This window comes from Caecibacteroides pullorum, assembly GCF_019239235.1.
In the GTDB taxonomy this organism is placed as follows: Bacteria; Bacteroidota; Bacteroidia; order Bacteroidales; family Bacteroidaceae; genus Bacteroides; species Bacteroides pullorum.
Map to the genome: position 1 here is coordinate 98390 of NZ_JAAZTS010000009.1, position 21700 is coordinate 120089.

The window sequence follows — 21700 nt, forward strand, 5'->3', positions numbered from 1 at the left end:
TTCAGACACCACCCGTCCGCTCAAAGAAAGCCTCCAAAGCCCGCCGGGCATCGGAGAGCTTGTCCTCCCAATGCTGGACGGAATTTAGCCCGATGACGTCGGTCACATACTTCACCGCCACAAAGGGTACCCCCTTCGCACGGCACACCCAGGCCTGAGCATAGGCTTCCATATCGACCACGTCGCCTTCCACGTCGGTCAGCTCGGTCAGGAAGGAGTCGCCTGTATTGCACACCCCGTCCATCCCCTGCCAATGAAGGCAGTAACCTTTCTCTTCCAACAGGCCGGACACATCGAGACGGCAATCCATGCCCAATCCCCGTACTTTCTGCAAGTCGCGGTCGACAAAACGACGACAGACAAAGATATCGCCCACACGATGGCCGACCGTACCGGCCGTACCGATATTGATCACCAGGTCGGGCTGCAGACGATTAAGCGCATCGGTCAGGTAATAGGCAGACTTCACCTTGCCGATGCCTGTACGCAGGTAGCCCACCTGCACTTCGTCGTTTCCTCGCATACCAGGAAACTTCAACTCCACAAATTCGCCTTGAACGGCGTAAGTAACCAGTATTTTCATTACGATTTAATCTTTTATTTCACAATATATGTCTTCAGCGCTTCCACATATTCCTCGAAGGCATCCACCCCCTGTGGCGTAATCTTGCAGAGCGTGCAGGGCATCTTTCCCTTGAATGTTTTCGTCACCTCCACATAGCCCGCTTTGCTGAGCTTGTCTATCTGCACGCTCAAGTTGCCCGCCGTGGCTCCCGTCTGCTGACGGATGTAGACAAAATCCGCTTCTTCTACGCTGATGAGCAGCGACATCACGGCCAAGCGGAGCTCGCTATGAAGTAATGGGTTCAGTTCTCTAAACATATCGGTTCCTTCTCACTTTCCAATTGAAACATCCTTACGTACACGACGGTTCAACACATGACCGGGAATAACCAATGAAAACAGTAGAATAAGGACAAAAATAATCAATGTGTCCATGGAAGCTCCGTCGGTTGCCACCTCAAAAACTTGCTCCAGACTCCAGGCAAACCCACACGAAGGCAAACCCGAAAACAGCGTATAACGGATAATAATGCCCGTTAGCAGGCTACCGAGCGAAACCAGCAAGCCACACAAGGGCAAAATCATTTCATAACTGTGATAGAGTGTAGCGAACCCAGCCACTCCGCAAGAGGCAATGCCGATAATCTGCCACACCTGTCTCACTATGCGGTCGGTATAGTCCTTCGCTCTCTGTTCCTTCCGCCACTTGCGCCCGAACCACCAGGACAACGACCATCCCACTACCGGCAAAGCCCAAAAGCCCCACAAAGCAACGGTATTTTCCGTCAGAGACCACGCGGCCAGTACACCCAATGTAACCACTACACCTACATATCCCCACAACAGAAACATGTTTCCTCCACCAGCATCCAGATTGCGTCGTGTGTTCTAAATCATCTGCGTTATCAATTCCAAACTCTCCTTTTCGTTCAGTTTACGATCTTCCATACGTTTTCCTCCTTACTTGTTCACGTTTTCAACATTCTGTTTTTACATTTCAGGATGCAGTCATCCCGTTTTCAGGTTCGAACTCTGTTGCAAAGATATAAGGTTTATTTTATAAACCAAATTATTATATAGATTATTTTATAGTCTGAAAAGAAGACATCTATCAGTACCAGTGTTTCACACCCACGAAATCAATCTTTCACATAAGTATTTGAACAAATAATAGGGATAAAAACAGTTACTTTTATAAATGAATTCACTGTAAACTACTGAAAATAAAACAATTACGGTGAAAGATCGATTTTTGTGAAAGCAAAATCGGAAAAACAGTCGTTTCACCCACATGAAACACGACCTTTCACCATAACCATATCTTTATCAACAATTTACAAACAGAATGAAAGATTGAAACCTGTTTAGAGAATAAGGCTTTCAGACACGGATATTTAAAGAATATACAGCCAGAAAAAGAGCAACGCACTGAACGCACTAAACACCTACTTGAGCTCGCTAAACATCTACATTACGATCACCAAGTGGCACTTTAGCTTCACAATGTAGTATGTTGCCCTATACAGATAACAATACTTTTACCGGAAGAAAGCACCGTTTTCCACATAGCAAAGCAATGCTTTCCTACACGAAACAAATACAGATAGATTTTAATACCACTGAATATTGCTCTGTGTCTGGCTGCGCTGTTCCCACTTCAAGTCCTGAAGAATGCTGGCGTTGGCACGAATGGTAAAGTTGTAGTATTTCCAACGGCCGAAAGGTGAAAGGCTGGCTGACATGCTGAAGCAGTGAAGGTCGCGCGTAATATTGAAAGCTGTCTGCACAATCTCTTTCGCATCGAAGTCGTAGCCTGAATTGAAGCTGATGGCCCACTTGTTGGATATCTTGATATTGCCGTTGATACTCAAGTTTTGCGTATACTTATAAGGATAGCGCATCTTCTTCTTGTTGATTTCCGCACTGCGGTCTTCGGTAATGCCAAAACCGTAGTTCACATTGATAGACCAAGGCATCTTGAAAGCCATATATCCATCTTCGTCCACGGCAGCTTTCTCTGTTTTCTTCTTGCTTGGCAAGCCTCCTGATGCAGTATCTTCACCTTCTGTAGTTTCATCGGTCTCCGTTCCTTCGCCACCTTCTTTCCCTTCGCCCTCTTCCTTTTCACCTGTAAAGAAAGCCTTGACTTTCTTCCAGGTATCATTGTTGAATGTATAGCTGAAAGAAGAACTATAACCTTGAAAGATACCAAAACGGCCATAAGACCACTCGGTACGATCATTATCTACGACATTGCCTTGTTCGTCGAATTTATAACCATAGGTCTTGAACGTGGAGCTCATACTAAATGTATAACTCTTTGTCAGTTTCAATCGTGCGTTCAATGTCAGGTCGCTCCACGGCCTTGTCGTAGCGGCCATATTATAGGAAAGGCTTGCTCCCAATTCATCAATCAAGCTGACTTTCTTGATGGAGTCGTTCTTGTCCTTATACTTCATTTCCAAGTTGTTGGAGATGCTGAACGTAACGTTTCCCTGCTTACCGCCACTGGGCACACCAAACATCTGGTTGGCATAATAAGAATACTTCACTGTATCCTGCGTACCATTGCTGTTCGGACGATAATAGGTATCATAATACCCATAGCGCGACGTCGTAAAGTCGGGGGCAGCACTAAGGCTGATAGAAGGAGTGATGACATGACGTATCTGAATGGCCTTCTTCGGCAGGAAGATGGGCTTGTACATACCATAAATCTTGGTATTCAAGCCGAGGCTGGCATTATAGTTGTAGACACGATGGAACCCATAGATGGTATCTGTATCTACTTCTTTGTTAGCCGTTTCGTCCCAGCCTTTTGTGATTTTACGGGTATACCAACGCTCGGTATAATTGACAGAAGGCGTCAGGTTGAAATACTTGAAAAGGGTAAACGTGGCACTGATAGGAATTTCATGCTGCATACCGTTTTCCCAGTCCTTTATCAAGTTCGACTTAAAAAGCAAATTATCTTTAGTCTTGATACTATTCTTCAAATGTCCTGTATAACGAACAGAAATTTTCTCATACCAACGTTCTTCACCCACCGCCTTTTTCCGCTTAAAAGGATAAATATTACTGAGCGAAATTGTCAAATCGGGCAAAGTAACAGCAATTGATGAATCCTTCATCGTTTGCGCAATGTTCGACGTGGCCGAGATGGTCAGCTTCTGGTCGGGGAAGCTTCGAGTATAACTGATACTCGAGGTCTTGGTATTCTGCGTCATGGCCTGCGAGTTGTAAAGATTGCCAATATTGGACAACTCATAACTACTGGTCGAAAAGTTCACACTGGCCGAGAAAGTGGAGTTCGGATTAGCTTTTGCATCCTGACGATGACTCCATACGATCTTAAAATCTTTGGACACAGAGTAATCGGGTAGACCTTTGTCACCTGTCTTCGTCACCTGATAGCTGGCTTGGAAAAGACCCGAATACTTGTATCGCTTCACATAGTTGCTTTCGGCATTCAGCGCCCACGAACCCTTCGTGAAGATATCGCCACGAAGTTTCAAATCCATCTGGTCACTGATGGCAAAGTAATAGCCACCGTCCGTCAGACCAAAACCGCGGCTGGAGTCGTCCATATAAGTAGGCATCAGAAAACCTGACGAGTAGCTGCTGGAGAAAGGGAAGAAAAAGAACGGAACCGCCAAGGGCAGAGGTACATCCTCGACCACTAGATAGGCAGGTCCGGTCACTACATTCTTCTTAGGACGCACTTTGGCATAAGTCATCTGCATATAGAAGTGAGGATGTTCGTGGTTATCACAGGTTGTATATTTACCATCCTTCATATACATCTCGTTACCCGTTCCCTTCTTGGCATTGTTACCCGTTACATATCCCTCACCCTGCTGGCTCACCACATTGCTGATGATACCTCGCTTACTCTTGAAGTTGTAGCGAATGGTATTGGTTTCGTAAGGCGTCTCGCCATCCTTAAAGACAGGTGTACCCTGCATCACACCCAATGAGTCCTCCACGCCATGGGCATAGACCGTACTGCTGTCCATATTCATGGTAATGACAGCTGCAGTTAGTTCGGCTTGCGGATAATTCACTTTACTGTTTCCATACAGATGGGCATAACCGTTTTGCGTAAACACAATGGAGTCCGTCGCTTCATAAGTTACTGGCGCATCGAGCCCGTCTTTCTTCTTAGCCGCCAATGTGTCGACAGGTATGGAGTCATTGCGCAGCGTGTCGCCTGTCTGCAACGAATCTCTTTGATTCCTTGGAAGCGAAACGTTCCTGTTCCTGCGCTGCGATTCGGCTTCAGCAGAAATGATCAGCAAGAGAAACAATAATAAGAATGATATGGTTGTCTTTACTTTCAATGCTCAAATAAACATACGGTTATGTGCTTGGAGGGGACAAAAATAAACAAAATAGATGGATTGTCCGCTCTTTTTAAAGAAAATTAGATAGCTACAAGAAGAGTTCGCACCAACGGTCGAAACGTGACAAACCTTCCGCTCCATATTTTTCCAGACTATTCCTCGCCTTCTCTACTGTCTTTTCACGGTCGAGACGGGTTTTGGAATAAAATTTATCGGCGAAACAGATAATCTGCTCCTCGATACTGACAGGAAGCATCTCACGATGAGGTACAGGCAATTTCTGTTCTACGATCTGTTCGAGTGACAAGCCGGCTCCAGTATGCCGCTCGCAAACCAACGCATGGCGTGGATAGCCTTCATTACGCATCAGGTCGGCACCCAAATAGCCATGACAAATGTAAGGTTTATCGCCCTTACAGAAAATACCGTCAGCATCGGTCAGAAAAATACCAATATCGTGTAACATGGCTGCTTCGTACAGGAAATCCCTGTCTGCCTTCAGTTCAGGATGTCTGTCGGCTATCTGCAAAGCCTTGTCGGCAACCGAACGGCTATGGGTCAGCAGGATATGGCGCAGTTCACTGCCCTCCTGATAATATTTATCGATAATTTCAACTGGATTCATGATCTAACTTTCACAAAATTATCCGACTATGCCTTCCCCTACTCCTGCATGACTATAACTCCAACGACAGAAGAAACGGTAAGCACAATCTTTTTCGACGACAAAAGTACAAATTATTCCCTAACTACCTTACACATCCTTGGATAAATCAGCTTTCCTTTTCTTCCATAACTGATAGCTGTTAATAATATTTTGCCACAACACGTAGGAGCCAGGACCCACTGAAGAAAGAGGATTCAAATAAGTATAAGCCATCCAAATAGCCAACACGGTATTCTTCTGACCCAATGCCTGACCACCACTGATACGTTCCTTATAATGTCCACCGATACGTTTGCCCAAATAGAACTGAACGCAACATGTCACCAGTCCGGCCAAAGCAATCAGCACCTCCACATAGCCTGGAGCTGTACTGTTGACTAATGAACGTACAGTCTGACCAGAAACAATCGCCAAGGCCACACCCCACAGGTAAAAAGCAGCCGTATGCCGCTCCAGCAACCATTGATGAACAGCAGGCAACCAAATCCGCAAGAGCCATGCCAACAGGAACGGACAAAGCAGCAACGGAAAAACCTTGCTAAGGATTTTCAGAAAAGCCAGCCAGAAAGTCACATCCGCATGAGGTTCTACCAACGGGAAAACGAGCGGGACGGCCACGGCCGCCAACAGATTGGACATCAAAGTATAGGTAGTCAAGCTAGCAGCACTTCCACCCAATTTGCCCGTAATAACAGCTGCTGCAGTAGCCGTAGGACATATCAGACAGACCATAGCTCCTTCGAACACCTCCCGATAAAGTTCGTTCATCGGACAATAGACCAACAATGCCGAAAGCAAAAGACATGAAACCGTCTGAAACAAAAGCAACCAACCATGCCAGGCTTTCGGCTTCAAATCTGCGAAATCTACCTTGCAGAACGTGAGTAGCAATTGGGCAAAAATCAGCAACGGCGTAAGAATTGCTACCAAGGCATTGACCAAAGGTTTGACTGGAGCAAGCACCGGCACTCTTGCAAAAAGAAAATAGGCTAACGTTCCGGCTATCATGGCCACGGGGAGCGTCCAGTCTTTCAAAAAACGAATAATAGCATTAGCCAACATAAATTACACCAATTTTATTGCTCTAACCATCTCTGTCAGATTAGGCGGTGCAAAATTAGCTTCTATTTATGAAAAACATGCTCTCCAACATCTAAAAACTGTACCAAAATAAATGGAAAAAGAATAAAACTTAGTGTAAACGGCAAGTTTTCAGCAAAATTACACTACATTTGCGGAGTAATTCATATATAGATGAGTTTGAACAGGCTTTATCACATATTATATATTACTTTTTGCATGGTCTGTTTGCCCATGCACCCAAGTTTGGCAGCCAACCTATCCAAAAAGTTCGTCGTAGTCATCGACGCCGGTCATGGAGGACATGACCCGGGAGCTGTCGGAAAAATATCCAAGGAAAAAAACATCAACCTTAGCGTCGCTCTTCAATTGGGTAACCTGATTAAAGAGCAATGCGCTGACACGCGTGTTATCTATACCCGCAGCAGAGATGTATTTATACCATTAGCCCGACGAGCAGAGATTGCCAATGAAGCCAAAGCAGATTTGTTTATCTCGATTCATACCAACTCTGTCGGAGGAAATAAAAGCGTGCAAGGTGCTTCAACCTGGACATTAGGTCTGGCCAAATCGGATGCTAATCTGGAAGTAGCCAAACGCGAGAACTCCGTAATCTTATACGAAGACGACTACAAAACCCGCTATGCAGGGTTTAATCCCAATTCTGCAGAATCGTATATCATCTTCGAATTCATGCAGGACAAATACATGTCGCAAAGTGTCCACCTGGCTTCATTAGTACAGAAAGAATTCAAACAAACAGGGAAACGCATAGATCGAGGCGTACATCAAGCCGGCTTTCTGGTCCTGAAAGCCAGTGCAATGCCTAGTATTTTGGTCGAACTTGGATTCATCTCCAACCCGACAGAGGAACGCTATCTGAACAGTGAGTCTGGCAAGAGAGCACTGGCAAACAGCATTTTCCAAGCTTTCCTGACATACAAAGAAGAACAGAAAATGAGATTGGAAGGAAGTAAAGGGAACACATTGCCTGAAGCTGAGCCTCTACAATCTGAGGTTCCACAACCTGAAGGTACTACCTCTGCTTCCACTACACCGAAAAAGGCATCTGTTGCAACAACTTCTGCCAAGACACAGAAAGTCGCCCAACAAGTCCCGGTATTTAAAGTACAAATTCTGACTTCATCTAAACCATTATCCCCCAAAGACAAACAGTTCAAAGGTCTCAAAGGTATAGATTCTTACAAAGAAAACGGGCTGTATAAGTACACATACGGTTCGTCCACCAACTACAACGAAATACTCCGCATTAAGAAGGACGTTTCCAAACGGATAAAAGACGCTTTCATCATAGCCTTCAAGAACGGGAAAAAAATGGATACAGCTACCGCTATCCGCGAATTTAAAGAAAACAAGAAATAACCATTCAATAAAGACAAATCATCATGAAGTATATCACAAAAGAAGTAAAGATAGGTATTGCAGGTATTGCAGCTCTATGCATATTAGTATATGGTATCAACTATCTGAAAGGTATCCACCTGTTCAAACCAGCCAGTTACTTTTATGTCAAATTCCAAAACGTCAACGGTCTCACAAAATCAAGCCCGGTCTACGCCGATGGATATAAAGTGGGACTCGTACGCGAACTCTATTACGACTATGATGCCCCTGGCAATGTAGTAGCCGAAATTGACGTAGACCCTGAACTGCGTATACCGAAAGGAAGTAGTGCAGAACTGGCCGCTGAAATGCTGGGAGGAGTTCGCATGAACTTACTACTTGCCAACAATCCGCGTGAACGCTACCAAATCGGTGATACCATCCCCGGATACTTAAACAACGGAATGATGGAAAAGGTAGCTAACATGATGCCTCAAATCGAGCAAATGATGCCTAAGCTCGACTCCATTCTCAGTTCTCTTAACGCAGTACTGGCCAATCCAGCCATTCCTGCATCATTAAAGAATATCGAAGAACTGACGGCCAACATGAATGCAACCAGCAAACAATTGAAGGTACTTATGAGCAATGATATCCCGCAACTGACAGGCAAGTTGAACACCATCGGCGACAATTTCATTGCCATGTCCGATAACCTCAAGCAAATCGATTATGCTGCAGCCATGCAAAAAATAGATTCTACACTGGCTAACGTACGAACACTTACAGACAAGCTGAATAGCAAAGATAATACCGTAGGCTTACTGCTAAACGACCCACAGCTTTACCAGAACCTGAATGCAACAACGGCCAATGCTGCTAGTTTACTCGAAGACTTGAAAGCCCACCCCAAACGCTATGTTCATTTCTCGCTTTTCGGCAAAAAAGACAAATAAAAAAATCTATTATATAGAATTCATCTAAATAAAGGCAAATTTAGCAAAAGCTGCAAGAAGCTAAGAAAATAGGGTAATTCAAAGCATTAAGGACTATTCCATCACAAAGAATAAAAGTCTTATAGATTTACATAGACATTCGTAATATACTAATATACAAGTCCTTTTAAAAAAGCAACAGCCCTTCTCAAAGGGCTGTTTGCACGTTATGCGATAAATAGCTGAAAGTAAAGACCTTATTCATTGAATGAAAAAAGCAAGAAAAAAAGCATTTGTTTTTTTCAAATAAGATACCCAATTTTGCAAACGTAGAAGTTTCGCTAAATTGATAAATGTAGATAGCCGTTATGAGTAAAAACAATCATGTCGGACTATGGAACGCGTGTCTTGACATCATTCGCGACAACGTTCCTGAACAGACATATAAAACTTGGTTTTGTCCAATCGTCCCATTAAAATTTGAGGACGATACCTTGGTATTGCAGGTGCCGAGCCAATTCTTTTATGAATTTCTGGAAGAGAAATTCCTGGATTTGCTACGCCAAACAATTCATAAGGTTTTTGGCGAAAGAACCAAATTGATGTACAGTGTAATGGTGGTTAAAAACCCACCTACAGCTGTTCCTCTGCCTACTCATTCCGGTTCGTCCACTCCGGTATCTGCTGTACGCAAGACTACAACCAAAGACATTCCGCAGACACCACAAATAACCGAACTCGACCCTCACCTGAATAGAGATTACAATTTCGAAACATTCATAGAGGGAGAAAGCAACAAACTTTCACGTAGTGTGGCAGAAGCTGTTGCACTCAATCCGGCCAAAACCATTTTCAATCCGCTATTCTTCTATGGAGCATCTGGCGTAGGGAAAACTCACCTCGCCAATGCCATCGGAACCAAAATTAAGGAACTTTACCCTGAAAAACGGGTGTTGTATGTCTCGGCCCACTTATTTCAGGTGCAATACACGGACTCCGTACGCAACAATACGACTAACGACTTCATCAACTTCTACCAGACAATTGACGTGCTGATCATCGATGATATCCAGGAATTTGCTGGAGTTACCAAAACTCAAAACACGTTCTTTCACATCTTCAACCATCTACATCAGAACGGGAAACAGCTTATCCTAACTTCGGATCGTGCCCCTGTACTCCTACAAGGTATGGAAGAACGCCTCGTCACTCGTTTTAAGTGGGGTATGGTTGCCGAGCTCGAAAAGCCGACCGTCGAACTGCGCAAAGATATCTTACGCAACAAAATACGTCGTGACGGTTTGCAATTTCCTCCAGAAGTTATTAATTATATCGCAGAAAACGTAAGTGACAGCGTACGCGATCTGGAAGGTATCATTATTTCCATCATGGCCCATTCAACCATCTATAATAAAGATGTAGATTTGGAACTGGCTCAACGGATTGTACGTAAAGTTACCCAAAACGAAAGTAAAGCCATAACGATAGACAATATCATCAATACGGTATGCAAGCACTTTGATTTGGATACAAGTGCTATCCATACAAAATCCAGAAAGCGAGAAGTGGTACAGGCACGACAGATTGCCATGTATCTGGCTAAAAATCACACAGACTTTTCAACGGCCAAAATTGGTTCTTTAATAGGCAACAAAGACCATGCAACCGTTCTACATGCCTGCAAAACGATCAGTGAGCTGAAAGAAGTAAGTAAAAGTTTCCAAGCCGAATTAGAAGAAATACAGACGGCCTTGAAACAACAATAGGATAAAGTAAACTCATAACGATGAAAAAGCAGGGATCAAAATCCCTGCTTTTTCATTATATTCCATAGCAATTCAGACATGGCTTCTGCATCTTTTTTCGTATAGCGAACATCCGTAAAGACTTGGGCTAAAGTCGCTTTACTATTTTCTGTCACATACTGTCTATTCTCGGGCAATGATTCTTTATAAGCATACAAACGGTCAATGTCCTCAGGCGTATAGTCGTGATAAACTTCTTCATGAACTACCGCTTCCAATGGCAAACGATCAACTTGAGCAGGATCTTCAGCCGGCCATCCCACTGTAACGGTCGTGATGGGGAACACCAACTCCGGCAACTCCAGTGCTTCAATAATCAAATGAGGATTGTATGTAGTAGTACCCAAATAGCAAATACCCAATCCTTTTTCCTCGGCGGCCACGCAAAATGTCTGAGCAGCCAGCAAGGCATCAACAGCTCCCGTTACAAACCATTCAAAGTTATTATACCCCGGCTCGGCCTGACGCTGCCGACACCATTTGCTAAACCGGTTCAAATCTATACAGAAAGTGAGTACAACCGGCGCAGCTGTCACCATTGGCTGATTGAAATGTGCCGGAGCCAGTTTACCCTTCCGGTCGGCATCGCGGGTCACCACCACGCTATAGGTCTGCATGTTTCCAACGGTCGATGCACGAAACGCCGTTTCAAGTAAATCATTTAACAAATCAACAGGAATGTCCTTCTGCTGATATTTACGGATTGTTTTTCTCTGTTTCAAGCTTCCCATACTTCTTCTTTTTTCTGCAAATATATAAAAGATTTAAGTAATTACCTTCTTTCTAGGCATAATCCTTCCCCACTCCATACCTAAAAAACAATTCAAAAATCTTCTCATATGCTCACTGCTTTTCTTTTTTGAAAACTTCCCCATATATTCCAAAATAGTAAACATCTAAAATACAGACAGATAACTGTTATAAACAAGAAACTTGCAATCTGTTGATAAAAACATGATTATTTATTTTGTCGGATGGAAAAACATTCATAGATTTGCAAACACATTTGTTAGCCAATGGCAAAACTTCTACAATATTGCTAATTGAATCAATAAAATCTAAAAGAATAGACCATCGTGGAAAAGAGAACTTTTACTTATCAGGAAGCCTTTGAAGCATCTTTACAATACTTCCAAGGCGATGAACTGGCTGCCAGGGTATGGGTGAACAAATATGCCGTCAAGGACTCCTTCGGCAATATTTACGAAAAGTCACCAGAAGATATGCATTGGCGTATCGCAAACGAAGTGGCTCGTATTGAGGCCAAGTATCCCAATTCCTTGAGCGCCGAAGAGTTGTTCAAGCTGTTGGATCACTTCAAATACATCGTTCCACAAGGAAGCCCCATGACAGGCATCGGAAACAATTACCAGGTTGCTTCTCTGTCCAACTGCTTCGTAATTGGAGTAGACGGTGAAGCCGACTCTTACGGCGCCATCTTCAAAATCGACGAAGAGCAAGTACAGCTGATGAAAAGACGCGGCGGCGTAGGCCACGATCTTTCACACATTCGTCCCAAAGGATCTCCGGTAAAGAACTCGGCCCTCACTTCCACCGGTTTGGTTCCTTTTATGGAACGCTATTCGAACTCCACCCGCGAGGTAGCACAAGACGGACGCCGTGGTGCCCTAATGCTCAGCGTTTCCATCAAACATCCCGATTCTGAAGCTTTCATCGACGCCAAAATGACTGAAGGCAAGGTGACAGGCGCTAATGTTTCGGTGAAACTGGATGACGCATTCATGGAAGCCGCCGTCAGCGGTACTCCTTATGTACAACAATACCCAATCGACAGCCCCAATCCGCTTGTAAAGAAAACCATAGACGCAAGTACTCTGTGGAAGAAAATTGTCCACAACGCATGGAAGTCTGCTGAACCCGGCGTACTATTCTGGGACACTATCATCCGCGAATCTGTCCCTGACTGTTATGCAGACTTGGGCTACCGCACTGTATCTACCAATCCTTGCGGTGAAATTCCCCTTTGCCCGTACGATTCATGCCGTCTACTGGCTATCAACCTCTATTCTTACGTGGTCAATCCATTCAAACCCGACGCTTATTTCGACTTCGAGCTGTTCAAGAAACATGTAGCCTTGGCACAGCGAATCATGGACGACATTATCGACCTGGAGTTGGAAAAAATCGAACGGATCATGGAAAAGATAGACTCCGATCCGGAAAGCGATGCTGTCAAGGAAACAGAACGTACTCTATGGCAAAAGATCTACAAAAAGAGTGGCCAAGGACGCCGTACCGGGGTAGGTATCACGGCCGAAGGCGATATGCTGGCTGCTCTAAACCTGCGCTATGGTACGGAAGAAGCAACAGCTTTCTCTGAACAAGTACACAAGACCATCGCCCTGAGCGCTTACCGCTCGTCGGTCGAAATGGCAAAAGAACGCGGAGCATTCGAAATCTACGACACCGAACGCGAAAAGAACAATCCGTTCATCAACCGCCTGCGTGAAGCCGATCCTGAGCTCTACGAAGAAATGGCCCAATACGGTCGACGCAATATCGCCTGCCTAACCATCGCTCCTACCGGAACCACCAGCCTGATGACGCAAACCACCTCGGGTATTGAGCCTGTGTTCCTGCCGGTATACAAACGCCGTCGCAAAGTAAACCCCAACGACACCAACGTCCGTATCGACTTTGTAGACGAAACCGGTGACGCATTCGAAGAATATGTAGTGTTCCACCCGAAGTTCGTCACTTGGATGGAAGCTCAGGGCCTTAACCCTGCCAAGCGTTATACCCAAGAAGAAATCGACGAAATGGTGACACGCTCACCCTATTATAAAGCCACGTCCAACGACGTAGACTGGCTGATGAAAGTCAAAATGCAAGGACGCGTGCAGAAGTGGGTGGACCACTCCATCAGCGTCACCATCAACCTGCCCAACAATGTCGACGAAGAACTGGTCAACCGTCTCTATGTAGAAGCCTGGCGTTCGGGTTGCAAGGGATGTACCGTCTACCGCGACGGTTCACGCTCGGGCGTGCTCATCTCTACCAAAAGCGACAAGAAAGACGAATTGCCCCCCTGCAAACCGCCTACGATTGTCGAAACACGCCCCAAAGTGCTCGACGCCGAAGTGGTACGCTTCCAGAACAATAAAGAAAAATGGGTGGCTTTCGTGGGCCTGCTCAACGGACACCCCTACGAAATTTTCACCGGTGTGCTTGACGATGACGAAGGTATCGTACTCCCCAAGAATGTCGTTTCAGGCCACATCATCAAGAATGTTGACGAAAACGGTATCAAGCGTTACGACTTCCAGTTCGAGAACAAGCGCGGCTACAAAGTCACGATTGAAGGCTTGTCCGAGAAGTTCAATAAGGAATACTGGAACTACGCCAAGCTTATCTCAGGCGTACTACGCTACCGCATGCCTATCGAGCAGGTCATCAAGCTGGTAGGATCCCTACAGCTTGACAGCGAAAACATCAACACCTGGAAAAACGGTGTAGAACGTGCCTTGAAAAAATATGTGCTCGACGGCACAGAGGCCAAGGGTCAGAAATGTCCCAACTGCGGCAATGAGAGTCTCGTCTACCAGGAAGGCTGCCTCATCTGCAAGACTTGCGGTGCTTCCCGCTGCGGATAAACGGGCTGCAAACACAAACGTTTGCATAGGATTTTAAAATACTTGGACAACGATAGCTGCATGACTATGAAGAATATTTTCTATACTTGCATAGTCAATGCAGCTATTGTCGTTCATATAAATCTAATAATATGATACTTTCATTCAACATCGAATATCGTACCAGTTGGGGAGAGGAAATCAAAGTCCTGGGTTCCGTCCCCGAATTAGGAAGTAACATGCCCGGACAAGCCGTTCCCATGCATACAGTGGACGGTATACACTGGACAGCGGAAGTCGAAATCGGACTACCCGAAACGAAAGAAATCCATTACAGTTACCATGTCTACCGCGACGGACAAGCCGTCCGCAACGAATGGAACAGCCTGCCGCGTGTCTTGTACGTCTCCGACGATCCCGCCAAGACCTACCGTCTGGAAGACAGCTGGAAGAACCTGCCGGAACAGCAGTATTTCTACACCTCGGCCTTCACTGAGTCGCTCCTGGCCCATCACGACCGCGAAGCAGCCCCACGGGGATGCCAACGCAGCCTGGTCCTCAAAGCCTACGCGCCCTGCATTGACAGCGGACATGCACTGGCTGTGTGTGGAAGTGTGGACGCCCTGGGCGGATGGAATCCCGACAAAGCCATCCTGATGAGCGACGCCAACTTCCCCGAATGGCAGGTGGAAATCGACGCCTCCGACCTGACCTTCCCGCTGGAATACAAATTCGTCCTCTATAAGAAAGAAGAAAGCCGCGTCGTGGCTTGGGAAAACAATCCCAACCGCTATTTGGCCGATCCGAAACTGGGCGACGCCGAGACACTGGTTGTAGGCGACCGCTACGTCTACTTCAGTCTGCCCGCCTGGAAGGGTGCCGGCACGGCCATCCCCGTCTTCTCCCTCCGCTCCGAAGGCAGCTTCGGCGTGGGCGACTTCGGTGACCTGATGAAGATGATCGACTGGGCCGTCAAAACCCACCAGAAGGCCGTGCAGATTCTCCCGATCAACGACACGACCATGACTCACTCATGGACCGACTCTTATCCCTACAGCAGCATCTCCATCTACGCCTTCCACCCCATGTACACCGACCTGCGACAACTGGGTACCTTGGACGACCGCGAGAAAATGGAGCAGTTCGAACAGCGACGCCAGGAACTGAATGCCCTGCCCGCCATCGACTACGAAGCCGTCAACGAAGCCAAGTGGGAATATTTTCGCCTGATCTTCGCCCAGGAAGGCGAAGCTGTGCTGGCATCCGAAGACTTCCGCGCCTTCTTCGAGACCAACAAGGAATGGCTCCAACCCTATGCCGTCTTCAGCTATCTGCGCGACGCCCACCGGACACCTAACTTCCGCGAGTGGCCGCGCTACAACGATTACCGCCAGGAAGACATCGACACCTTGTGCAATCCCCAGTCGGCCGACTATCCACATATCGCCATCTACTACTACATCCAGTACCAGCTCCACCGCCAGCTGCTAGCTGCTACCCGCCATGCCCGTGCCAACGGAGTGGTGCTCAAGGGCGACATCCCCATCGGCATCAGCCGCAACAGTGTCGAGGCCTGGAAGGAGCCCCATTACTTCAACCTGAACGGACAGGCAGGTGCCCCGCCCGACGACTTCTCTGCCAACGGACAGAACTGGGGCCTCCCCACCTACAACTGGGACGTGATGGAGCAAGACGGCTATGCCTGGTGGATGAAGCGTTTCCGCAAAATGTCCGAATACTTCGACGCCTACCGCATCGACCACATCCTGGGCTTCTTCCGCATCTGGGAGATTCCGATGGACGCCGTCCACGGCCTGCTGGGACAGTTCGTCCCTGCCCTGCCCATGACGCGTGAAGAAATCGAGAGCTACGGCCTCGGCTTCCGTCCCGAGTTCCTGAAACCCTATATCCACGAGTACTTCCTCGGACAGATGTTCGGCCCGCACACCGACTACGTGAAGCAGACCTTCATCGAGCCCACCGACACGTGGGAAGTCTACCGTATGCGTCCCGAGTTCGACACACAGCGCAAGGTGGAAGCCTACTTCGACGGCAAGACCGACGACGACAGCGTCTGGATACGCGACGGCCTTTACGCCCTTATCAGCGACGTTCTGTTCGTGCCCGACCGCAACGATCCCTCGAAATACCATCCACGCATTGGCGTGCAGCACGACTACATCTATCGCTCGCTGAACGACTGGGAGAAAGCCGCCTTCAACCGCCTGTACGACCACTACTACTACCACCGCCACAACGATTTCTGGGGACAGCAGGCCATGAAGAAGCTCCCGCAGCTGACGCAGTCCACCCGCATGCTCGTCTGCGGCGAAGACCTCGGCATGATTCCCGCCTGCGTGGCGTGGGTGATGAACGAGCTACGCATCCTCTCGCTCGAGATACAGCGCATGCCTAAGGACCCCAGCCAGGAGTTCGGACACCCCGAATGGTATCCCTACCGTTCCGTCTGCACCATCTCCACCCACGACATGTCCACCCTGCGTGGCTGGTGGGAGGAAGACGCCCAGCAGACGCAGCGCTACTACAACCACGCTCTAGGCCACTACGGCACTGCCCCTGCCGTGGCCACGCCCGAACTGTGCGAGCAGGTGGTGCGCGCCCATCTGACGAGCAACTCCATGCTCAGCATCCTCTCCTTCCAGGACTGGATGTCGGTCGACGGGCAGCTGCGCAACCCCAACGTGGCCGAAGAGCGCATCAACGTGCCTGCCAACCCACGCCACTACTGGCGCTACCGCATGCACCTGACGCTGGAACAACTCATGGCCGCCGACGACTTGAACAACAAGATCCGGCAGATGATTGCCGACAGCGGACGCTGACGCATCGCCGTCCTTGCCGGAAACGGATTTTCCCTTCAGGCCGTCTCGGGATGAACACTGACTTTCATTTCGGGACGGCCTGAAAACGTTCTACCCCCTGCCCGCCGCTCAACATGACAGGGGTGGTGCGTCCCTACATCGTCCGCGTATCCATTTTTTTCGCGAGATGTTTGCATAATCTTAATTCATTTTGTACTTTGTGCCGCAAATACCAATAAAGATAAGTATGTATAAAAGAACATTCATGCAAACGCTGGCAGCGGTGGCGATGATGCTGCTGCCGGCCGCCTGCGCGGACGACTACGACGACTCCGCCCTCTGGGACAAAGTGAACGACCACGAAGAGCGCCTCGCCGCGCTGGAGAAGTGGCAGGAACAGACCAACCAAAGCATCGCAGCCATGCAGGAGCTGCTGAACACCACGGACATGATCACCGGCGTCAGCGCCGTGACGGAGGACGGCCAGACGGTGGGCTACACCATCACCTTCCTGCACTCCGACCCCATCACCATCTATAACGGTGCGAAGGGCGCCGACGGCGAGGACGGTGCCGACGGAGCCGACGGACAGACGCCGCAGATAGGCCTCGCGCAGGCGGAGGACGGCAACTGGTACTGGACGCTGAACGGCGAACTCCTGACCGACGCCCAAGGCAACCCCATCCGCGCCAACGGACTGGACGGAGCCGACGGAGCCGACGGCGAAGACGGCGAAGACGGAGCCACAGGCCCCGAAGGCCCGCAAGGCAACGACGGCACTTCCGCCCCCACGCCGCAAATCCTGCTGGGTAGCAACATCCCTGCAAGCGGTAACGTCCAGACCGACAACGGCAAGGCAATCGACAACGCCTGGTACCTGAGCGTGGACAACGGCGCGACGTGGTACCGCGTCAGCGGCAAGGACGGCACGAACGGCGACGCCTGGTTCTCCGATGAACCCCAAAAGGAAGGAAACTACTACGTCTTCACCCTGACCGACCAATCTACTTTCCGCGTGGCCGCCTACCAGCCCTTCCGCATCCTGACCGAAGCGGAAAAGGACGGCACCACCTTCACCAACGCCACGGTAACCATCAACGGGGCGACCACCTTCTACCTTTATATAGATAATGACATCAAATATCAGGAAATCGTGGCGCAAATCTCGTCCGTGGACGCCGTGCTGACCCGCGCCGACGTCAGCGACTGGACGGTCGTAAAGGGAACCGAGCAAAACACCCTCACCGTCACGCCGGGCACCCAGCCCTACGCCCTGCTCGATGTCTCCCTCCTCCTCACCGACGGCAGCAAGCTGACGGCCTCGCGACTGCTGGAAGACCCGGGCTATACCGACGACGGACAGGGCAACTACACCGTGACCTCCGCCGAGGGCCTGAAGAACCTCGCCAAGCTGGTGAACGAAGAGGGCAAGACCGACATCAACATCACCCTTGACACAGACCTCACCCTGACGGGAGAGTGGACGCCGATAGGCACTGAAAGCCAACCATACACCGGCACCTTCGACGGCGGCAACCATACCATCACGGGGCTGAAGATTGACCAATCGGGAACGGACAATGTAGGACTGATTGGCCGTCTCGGCAGCGGAGGCAAGGTGCAGGACGTAACGCTGACAGAAGTGAACGTAACAGGTGGCACGTACGTCGGCGGCATTGCGGGACAGACCGATGGCACTGTAGAGAATTGCTCGGTCAATGGCACGGTGACAGGACAAAACCAGACCGGCGGTATCGTAGGACGAAATTTTAGCACCATCTCCGGCTGCTCAGCGGAAGGGACTGTGACGGGTAATACCAATGTCGGTGGAATATCCGGACTCTGTGTTCCTAATTATGACACAGGAACCGGCAGCTTAATCGGGTCAACCATCGAGGGCTGCCATTCCACTGCGGCTGTATCGGGCATTAGCTCTGTCGGCGGCGTGGTGGGCAACTTGGGAAATGGCTGCTCGCTCATGGCCTGCTACTCCACGGGCAACGTTACTGCCACGATAACGTATGGTCACGCTAATGTCGGCGGCGTGGTGGGTATAAACGGCCAAGGTACCGTAACCGCCTGCTATCACGCCACGGGCGAAATCACCAGTTCAGTAGGAGATAGAATCGGCGGCATCGCTGGCTGCAATGACCAAGGTACTTTCACCGCCTGCTACTGGGAGAACAATCAGGAACAAGGCACCGGCAGCGGAAGCACCGGCGGAACCGCCAAGGTGGAAGGCAACGTTATCTGGAAGACGGCTGTTGATGCCATGAACGCCGCCTTGAATGGTCTCACAACTTGGTATTATGATCTCAGCAATGAGGGTTTACCTGTATTGATGCAGCAACCATAAAAAGGCAGCCCGAAAGTTTGGCTGATTGGATAATAAGTAACCGAAGTATAACCCCCAAAAAGAAAGGAGGACGTGATGGAACACACGGACAATCCACCCGAAACATAGCCGCCGGGGGACGGAAACGGCAAAAGTAGCAAAATGACAGGATTTGGCGTCGGAAAGCGGGGTTGTGTCCGGCCCCGCGTGCCGTTCTGTCAATCCGAGGCCTCGGAAGCCTCGCCCCGCGCACGTTTCTGCCCGTACGAGCCCTCGGAAACCCAGCCCCGCGCACGTTTCTGCCCGTACGAGCCCTCGGAAGCCCAGCCCCGCACGCGTTTCTGCCCGTACGAGCCCTCGGAAACCCAGCCCCGCACGCGTTTCTGCCCGTACGAGCCCTCGGAAGCCCAGCCCCGCACGCGGGGGAGGATAAAAAAACGAATTGTCAACTAAAAAAACAACATTATGAAACAGATTGTACCCATTTCGCTGACAAGCCCGCCCGTCAGCACCCATCTGGAATTTCATACCCAGGTGAACAAGTACCTGCTGCAGGCCACCGCCGCCGCCCTGCACGTGGAGGCGCAGGCCGCGCAGTATGCCGCCCTGCTGGAACAGGAGGCGGCCATCGTCAACCGTCCCTCGGCGCAACGCTACACGCAGCAGCTGGCCGACGCCGACCTGCGTCGCGACCACGGCGCAGGCGTCCTGATGAACATCATCAAGGCGCAGGTGCGCTCGCTGGACAACGAGAAGAAGACGGCGGCGCTGCAACTGAAATCCATCATCGACTCCTACCGGAACGTGGGCGACCAGTCGTACATGAAGGAGACCGCCCAGCTGCGCGGGCTGGTGGAGGCCCTGCGCTCGGCCGGAAACGCTCCGCTGGTGACCGTGCTGGGCCTGGACGCCGAGGTGGACCTGCTGGAGGAGGCAAACACCGCCTTCGAGGAGCTGCACCGCCTGAGCCAGGCCGACGCGCAGCAGCGCCAGGCGCTGGAGGCCATCGACACCCGCGAGCTGCGGGGCCGGGTGGACGCGTGCTACCAGCAGATTGTCCTGCTGGTGAACGCCTTCGCCATCGCCTCGCCCTCGGACGCACTGAACACGTTTATCGACTCGGTGAACGGCCTCATCTACCGCACGCAACAGGAAGACAACCATTCGCACTCCACAGGCGACGGCTCGACCCCCGACCCCGGCACGGACACGCCGGAGCCTGAACCCGAACCCGAAGAGCCGGGCGGCGACGAGGGCGAAGGCGGAAGCCCTCTATAATGGAGAATGGAAAATGGAAAATTGAAAATTGAAAATGGGGGCGCAAGCCCCTTTTTTTGGATGTAGGGACGCACCACGGTGCGTCCGCCCGCCACATTCGCAATAATTTTGCCGAAAACACGATTTTTCGGCAAAAAGTTTTTGTAATATCCAAGTAAATCGTATTTTTGTGTACAATTTTGGTGTAGAGATGACAGAAGAAGAAAAAGAGCTACTGAAAACCTTTGAAGCACGGCTGCGCCACCTGATTTATCTGCACGATGAACAGCGACGCGAAAACGCGCGTCTGAAGGAGCTCCTGAACGCCTGCCGGGCCGACTGCGCCGCCTCGCAAGCCGCCTACCGGGCCCTGGAAAAACGCTACACCGACCTAAAAACAGCTACGACAATCAGCCTTAACGGCAGCGACGTGAAAGAGACGAAGCTGCGATTGTCAAAATTAGTGCGTGAAGTCGACAAATGCATCGCCCTGCTGAATGAATAACGAAGGAGACGAAGATGTATGAACGATAAGATAAAGATACACCTGCTCATGGCAGGCACCACCTACCCCCTCAGCATCCGCCGCGACGACGAGGAAACGGTCAGGGAAGCCGCCCGACAGGTCAATGTCAGGCTCAAACAGTATAGGGACTACTACCCGGAAGCGAGTAACGAACAGCTGCTCGGCATGGTGGCCTACCAGTTTGCACTGGAAACCCTGCGGATGGAACAGCGGAACGACACCGCCCCCTATACGGCGAAGCTCAAAGAACTGACGGAGGCGATCGAAGCCTGCTTCAAGGAAACGGAAGCACCGGACAACCCTCCCGACGCAGCCCCCGGGCCGCAAACCAGATGAGAAAACAAAAACCACGCACTGTACGAGACCTTCCACCCCTCCCGAACCGACGGGCGGAAGACTCCGGCAGTGCTTTTTTATTTATATACATAT

At 49.5% G+C, this 21700-nt stretch carries 16 protein-coding genes; 9 read left to right on the top strand and 7 right to left on the bottom strand.

The window, feature by feature from the left end; genetic code table 11:
- Window position 1: 1 nt before the first annotated feature.
- The 6 genes from HF894_RS08265 to HF894_RS08290 all read right to left on the bottom strand — a co-directional run bounded on the left by HF894_RS08265 (window position 2) and on the right by HF894_RS08290 (window position 6636).
- A complete protein-coding gene (locus HF894_RS08265) occupies window positions 2–583 on the bottom strand; it encodes a 5'-methylthioadenosine/S-adenosylhomocysteine nucleosidase family protein (RefSeq protein ID WP_204971611.1) in 582 nt (193 codons plus the stop codon).
- Window positions 584–597: 14 nt separating this feature from the next.
- On the bottom strand, window positions 598–882 hold the full coding sequence (locus tag HF894_RS08270; protein WP_021848352.1) for a winged helix-turn-helix domain-containing protein: 285 nt from the start codon (window positions 880–882) through the stop codon (window positions 598–600).
- 12 nt (window positions 883–894) lie between these two features.
- Window positions 895–1416: a hypothetical protein gene (locus HF894_RS08275; protein ID WP_246593175.1), complete on the bottom strand. Its 522-nt coding sequence runs from the start codon at window positions 1414–1416 to the stop codon at window positions 895–897.
- A 758-nt stretch (window positions 1417–2174) separates the two neighbouring features.
- Window positions 2175–4904 (bottom strand): putative LPS assembly protein LptD, encoded by a 2730-nt coding sequence (locus HF894_RS08280; protein ID WP_204971612.1) that lies wholly within the window; start codon window positions 4902–4904, stop codon window positions 2175–2177.
- A 91-nt stretch (window positions 4905–4995) separates the two neighbouring features.
- Complete coding sequence (locus HF894_RS08285) at window positions 4996–5532, bottom strand: HD domain-containing protein (protein ID WP_204971613.1); 537 nt, start codon at window positions 5530–5532, stop codon at window positions 4996–4998.
- A gap of 129 nt (window positions 5533–5661) precedes the next feature.
- Window positions 5662–6636, bottom strand: a complete 975-nt coding sequence (locus HF894_RS08290; protein WP_204971614.1) for a transporter — start codon at window positions 6634–6636, stop codon at window positions 5662–5664.
- A gap of 192 nt (window positions 6637–6828) precedes the next feature.
- Here HF894_RS08290 and HF894_RS08295 point away from each other — a divergent pair, with 192 nt between their 5' ends.
- From HF894_RS08295 to dnaA, 3 genes are all read left to right on the top strand, one after another.
- Window positions 6829–8037: an N-acetylmuramoyl-L-alanine amidase family protein gene (locus tag HF894_RS08295; protein ID WP_021848346.1), complete on the top strand. Its 1209-nt coding sequence runs from the start codon at window positions 6829–6831 to the stop codon at window positions 8035–8037.
- 23 nt (window positions 8038–8060) lie between these two features.
- The gene (locus tag HF894_RS08300; protein ID WP_204969818.1) at window positions 8061–8954 is read left to right on the top strand and encodes an MlaD family protein; all 894 of its coding nucleotides are present in this window, start codon (window positions 8061–8063) and stop codon (window positions 8952–8954) included.
- Window positions 8955–9301: 347 nt separating this feature from the next.
- Window positions 9302–10699: a chromosomal replication initiator protein DnaA gene (dnaA, locus tag HF894_RS08305; RefSeq protein ID WP_021848344.1), complete on the top strand. Its 1398-nt coding sequence runs from the start codon at window positions 9302–9304 to the stop codon at window positions 10697–10699.
- Window positions 10700–10734: 35 nt separating this feature from the next.
- Here dnaA and HF894_RS08310 read toward each other — a convergent pair whose 3' ends face one another.
- Entirely contained in the window at window positions 10735–11469 is a 735-nt protein-coding gene (locus HF894_RS08310; RefSeq protein ID WP_021848343.1) for an NADPH-dependent oxidoreductase, read from the bottom strand.
- A 345-nt stretch (window positions 11470–11814) separates the two neighbouring features.
- Here HF894_RS08310 and HF894_RS08315 point away from each other — a divergent pair, with 345 nt between their 5' ends.
- From HF894_RS08315 to HF894_RS08340, 6 genes are all read left to right on the top strand, one after another.
- A complete protein-coding gene (locus tag HF894_RS08315) occupies window positions 11815–14352 on the top strand; it encodes an adenosylcobalamin-dependent ribonucleoside-diphosphate reductase (RefSeq protein ID WP_075317859.1) in 2538 nt (845 codons plus the stop codon).
- A gap of 131 nt (window positions 14353–14483) precedes the next feature.
- Entirely contained in the window at window positions 14484–17174 is a 2691-nt protein-coding gene (locus HF894_RS08320; RefSeq protein WP_204971615.1) for a 4-alpha-glucanotransferase, read from the top strand.
- 226 nt (window positions 17175–17400) lie between these two features.
- On the top strand, window positions 17401–19509 hold the full coding sequence (locus HF894_RS08325; RefSeq protein WP_204969821.1) for a PL29 family lyase N-terminal domain-containing protein: 2109 nt from the start codon (window positions 17401–17403) through the stop codon (window positions 19507–19509).
- 444 nt (window positions 19510–19953) lie between these two features.
- On the top strand, window positions 19954–20766 hold the full coding sequence (locus tag HF894_RS08330) for a DUF6261 family protein (RefSeq protein WP_204969822.1): 813 nt from the start codon (window positions 19954–19956) through the stop codon (window positions 20764–20766).
- A 190-nt stretch (window positions 20767–20956) separates the two neighbouring features.
- A complete protein-coding gene (locus HF894_RS08335; RefSeq protein WP_075317863.1) occupies window positions 20957–21250 on the top strand; it encodes a hypothetical protein in 294 nt (97 codons plus the stop codon).
- Between the two features lie 18 nt (window positions 21251–21268).
- Window positions 21269–21607, top strand: coding sequence for a cell division protein ZapA (locus HF894_RS08340; RefSeq protein ID WP_075317864.1), 339 nt, complete (start codon window positions 21269–21271; stop codon window positions 21605–21607).
- The last annotated feature ends 93 nt before the right edge of the window (window positions 21608–21700 follow it).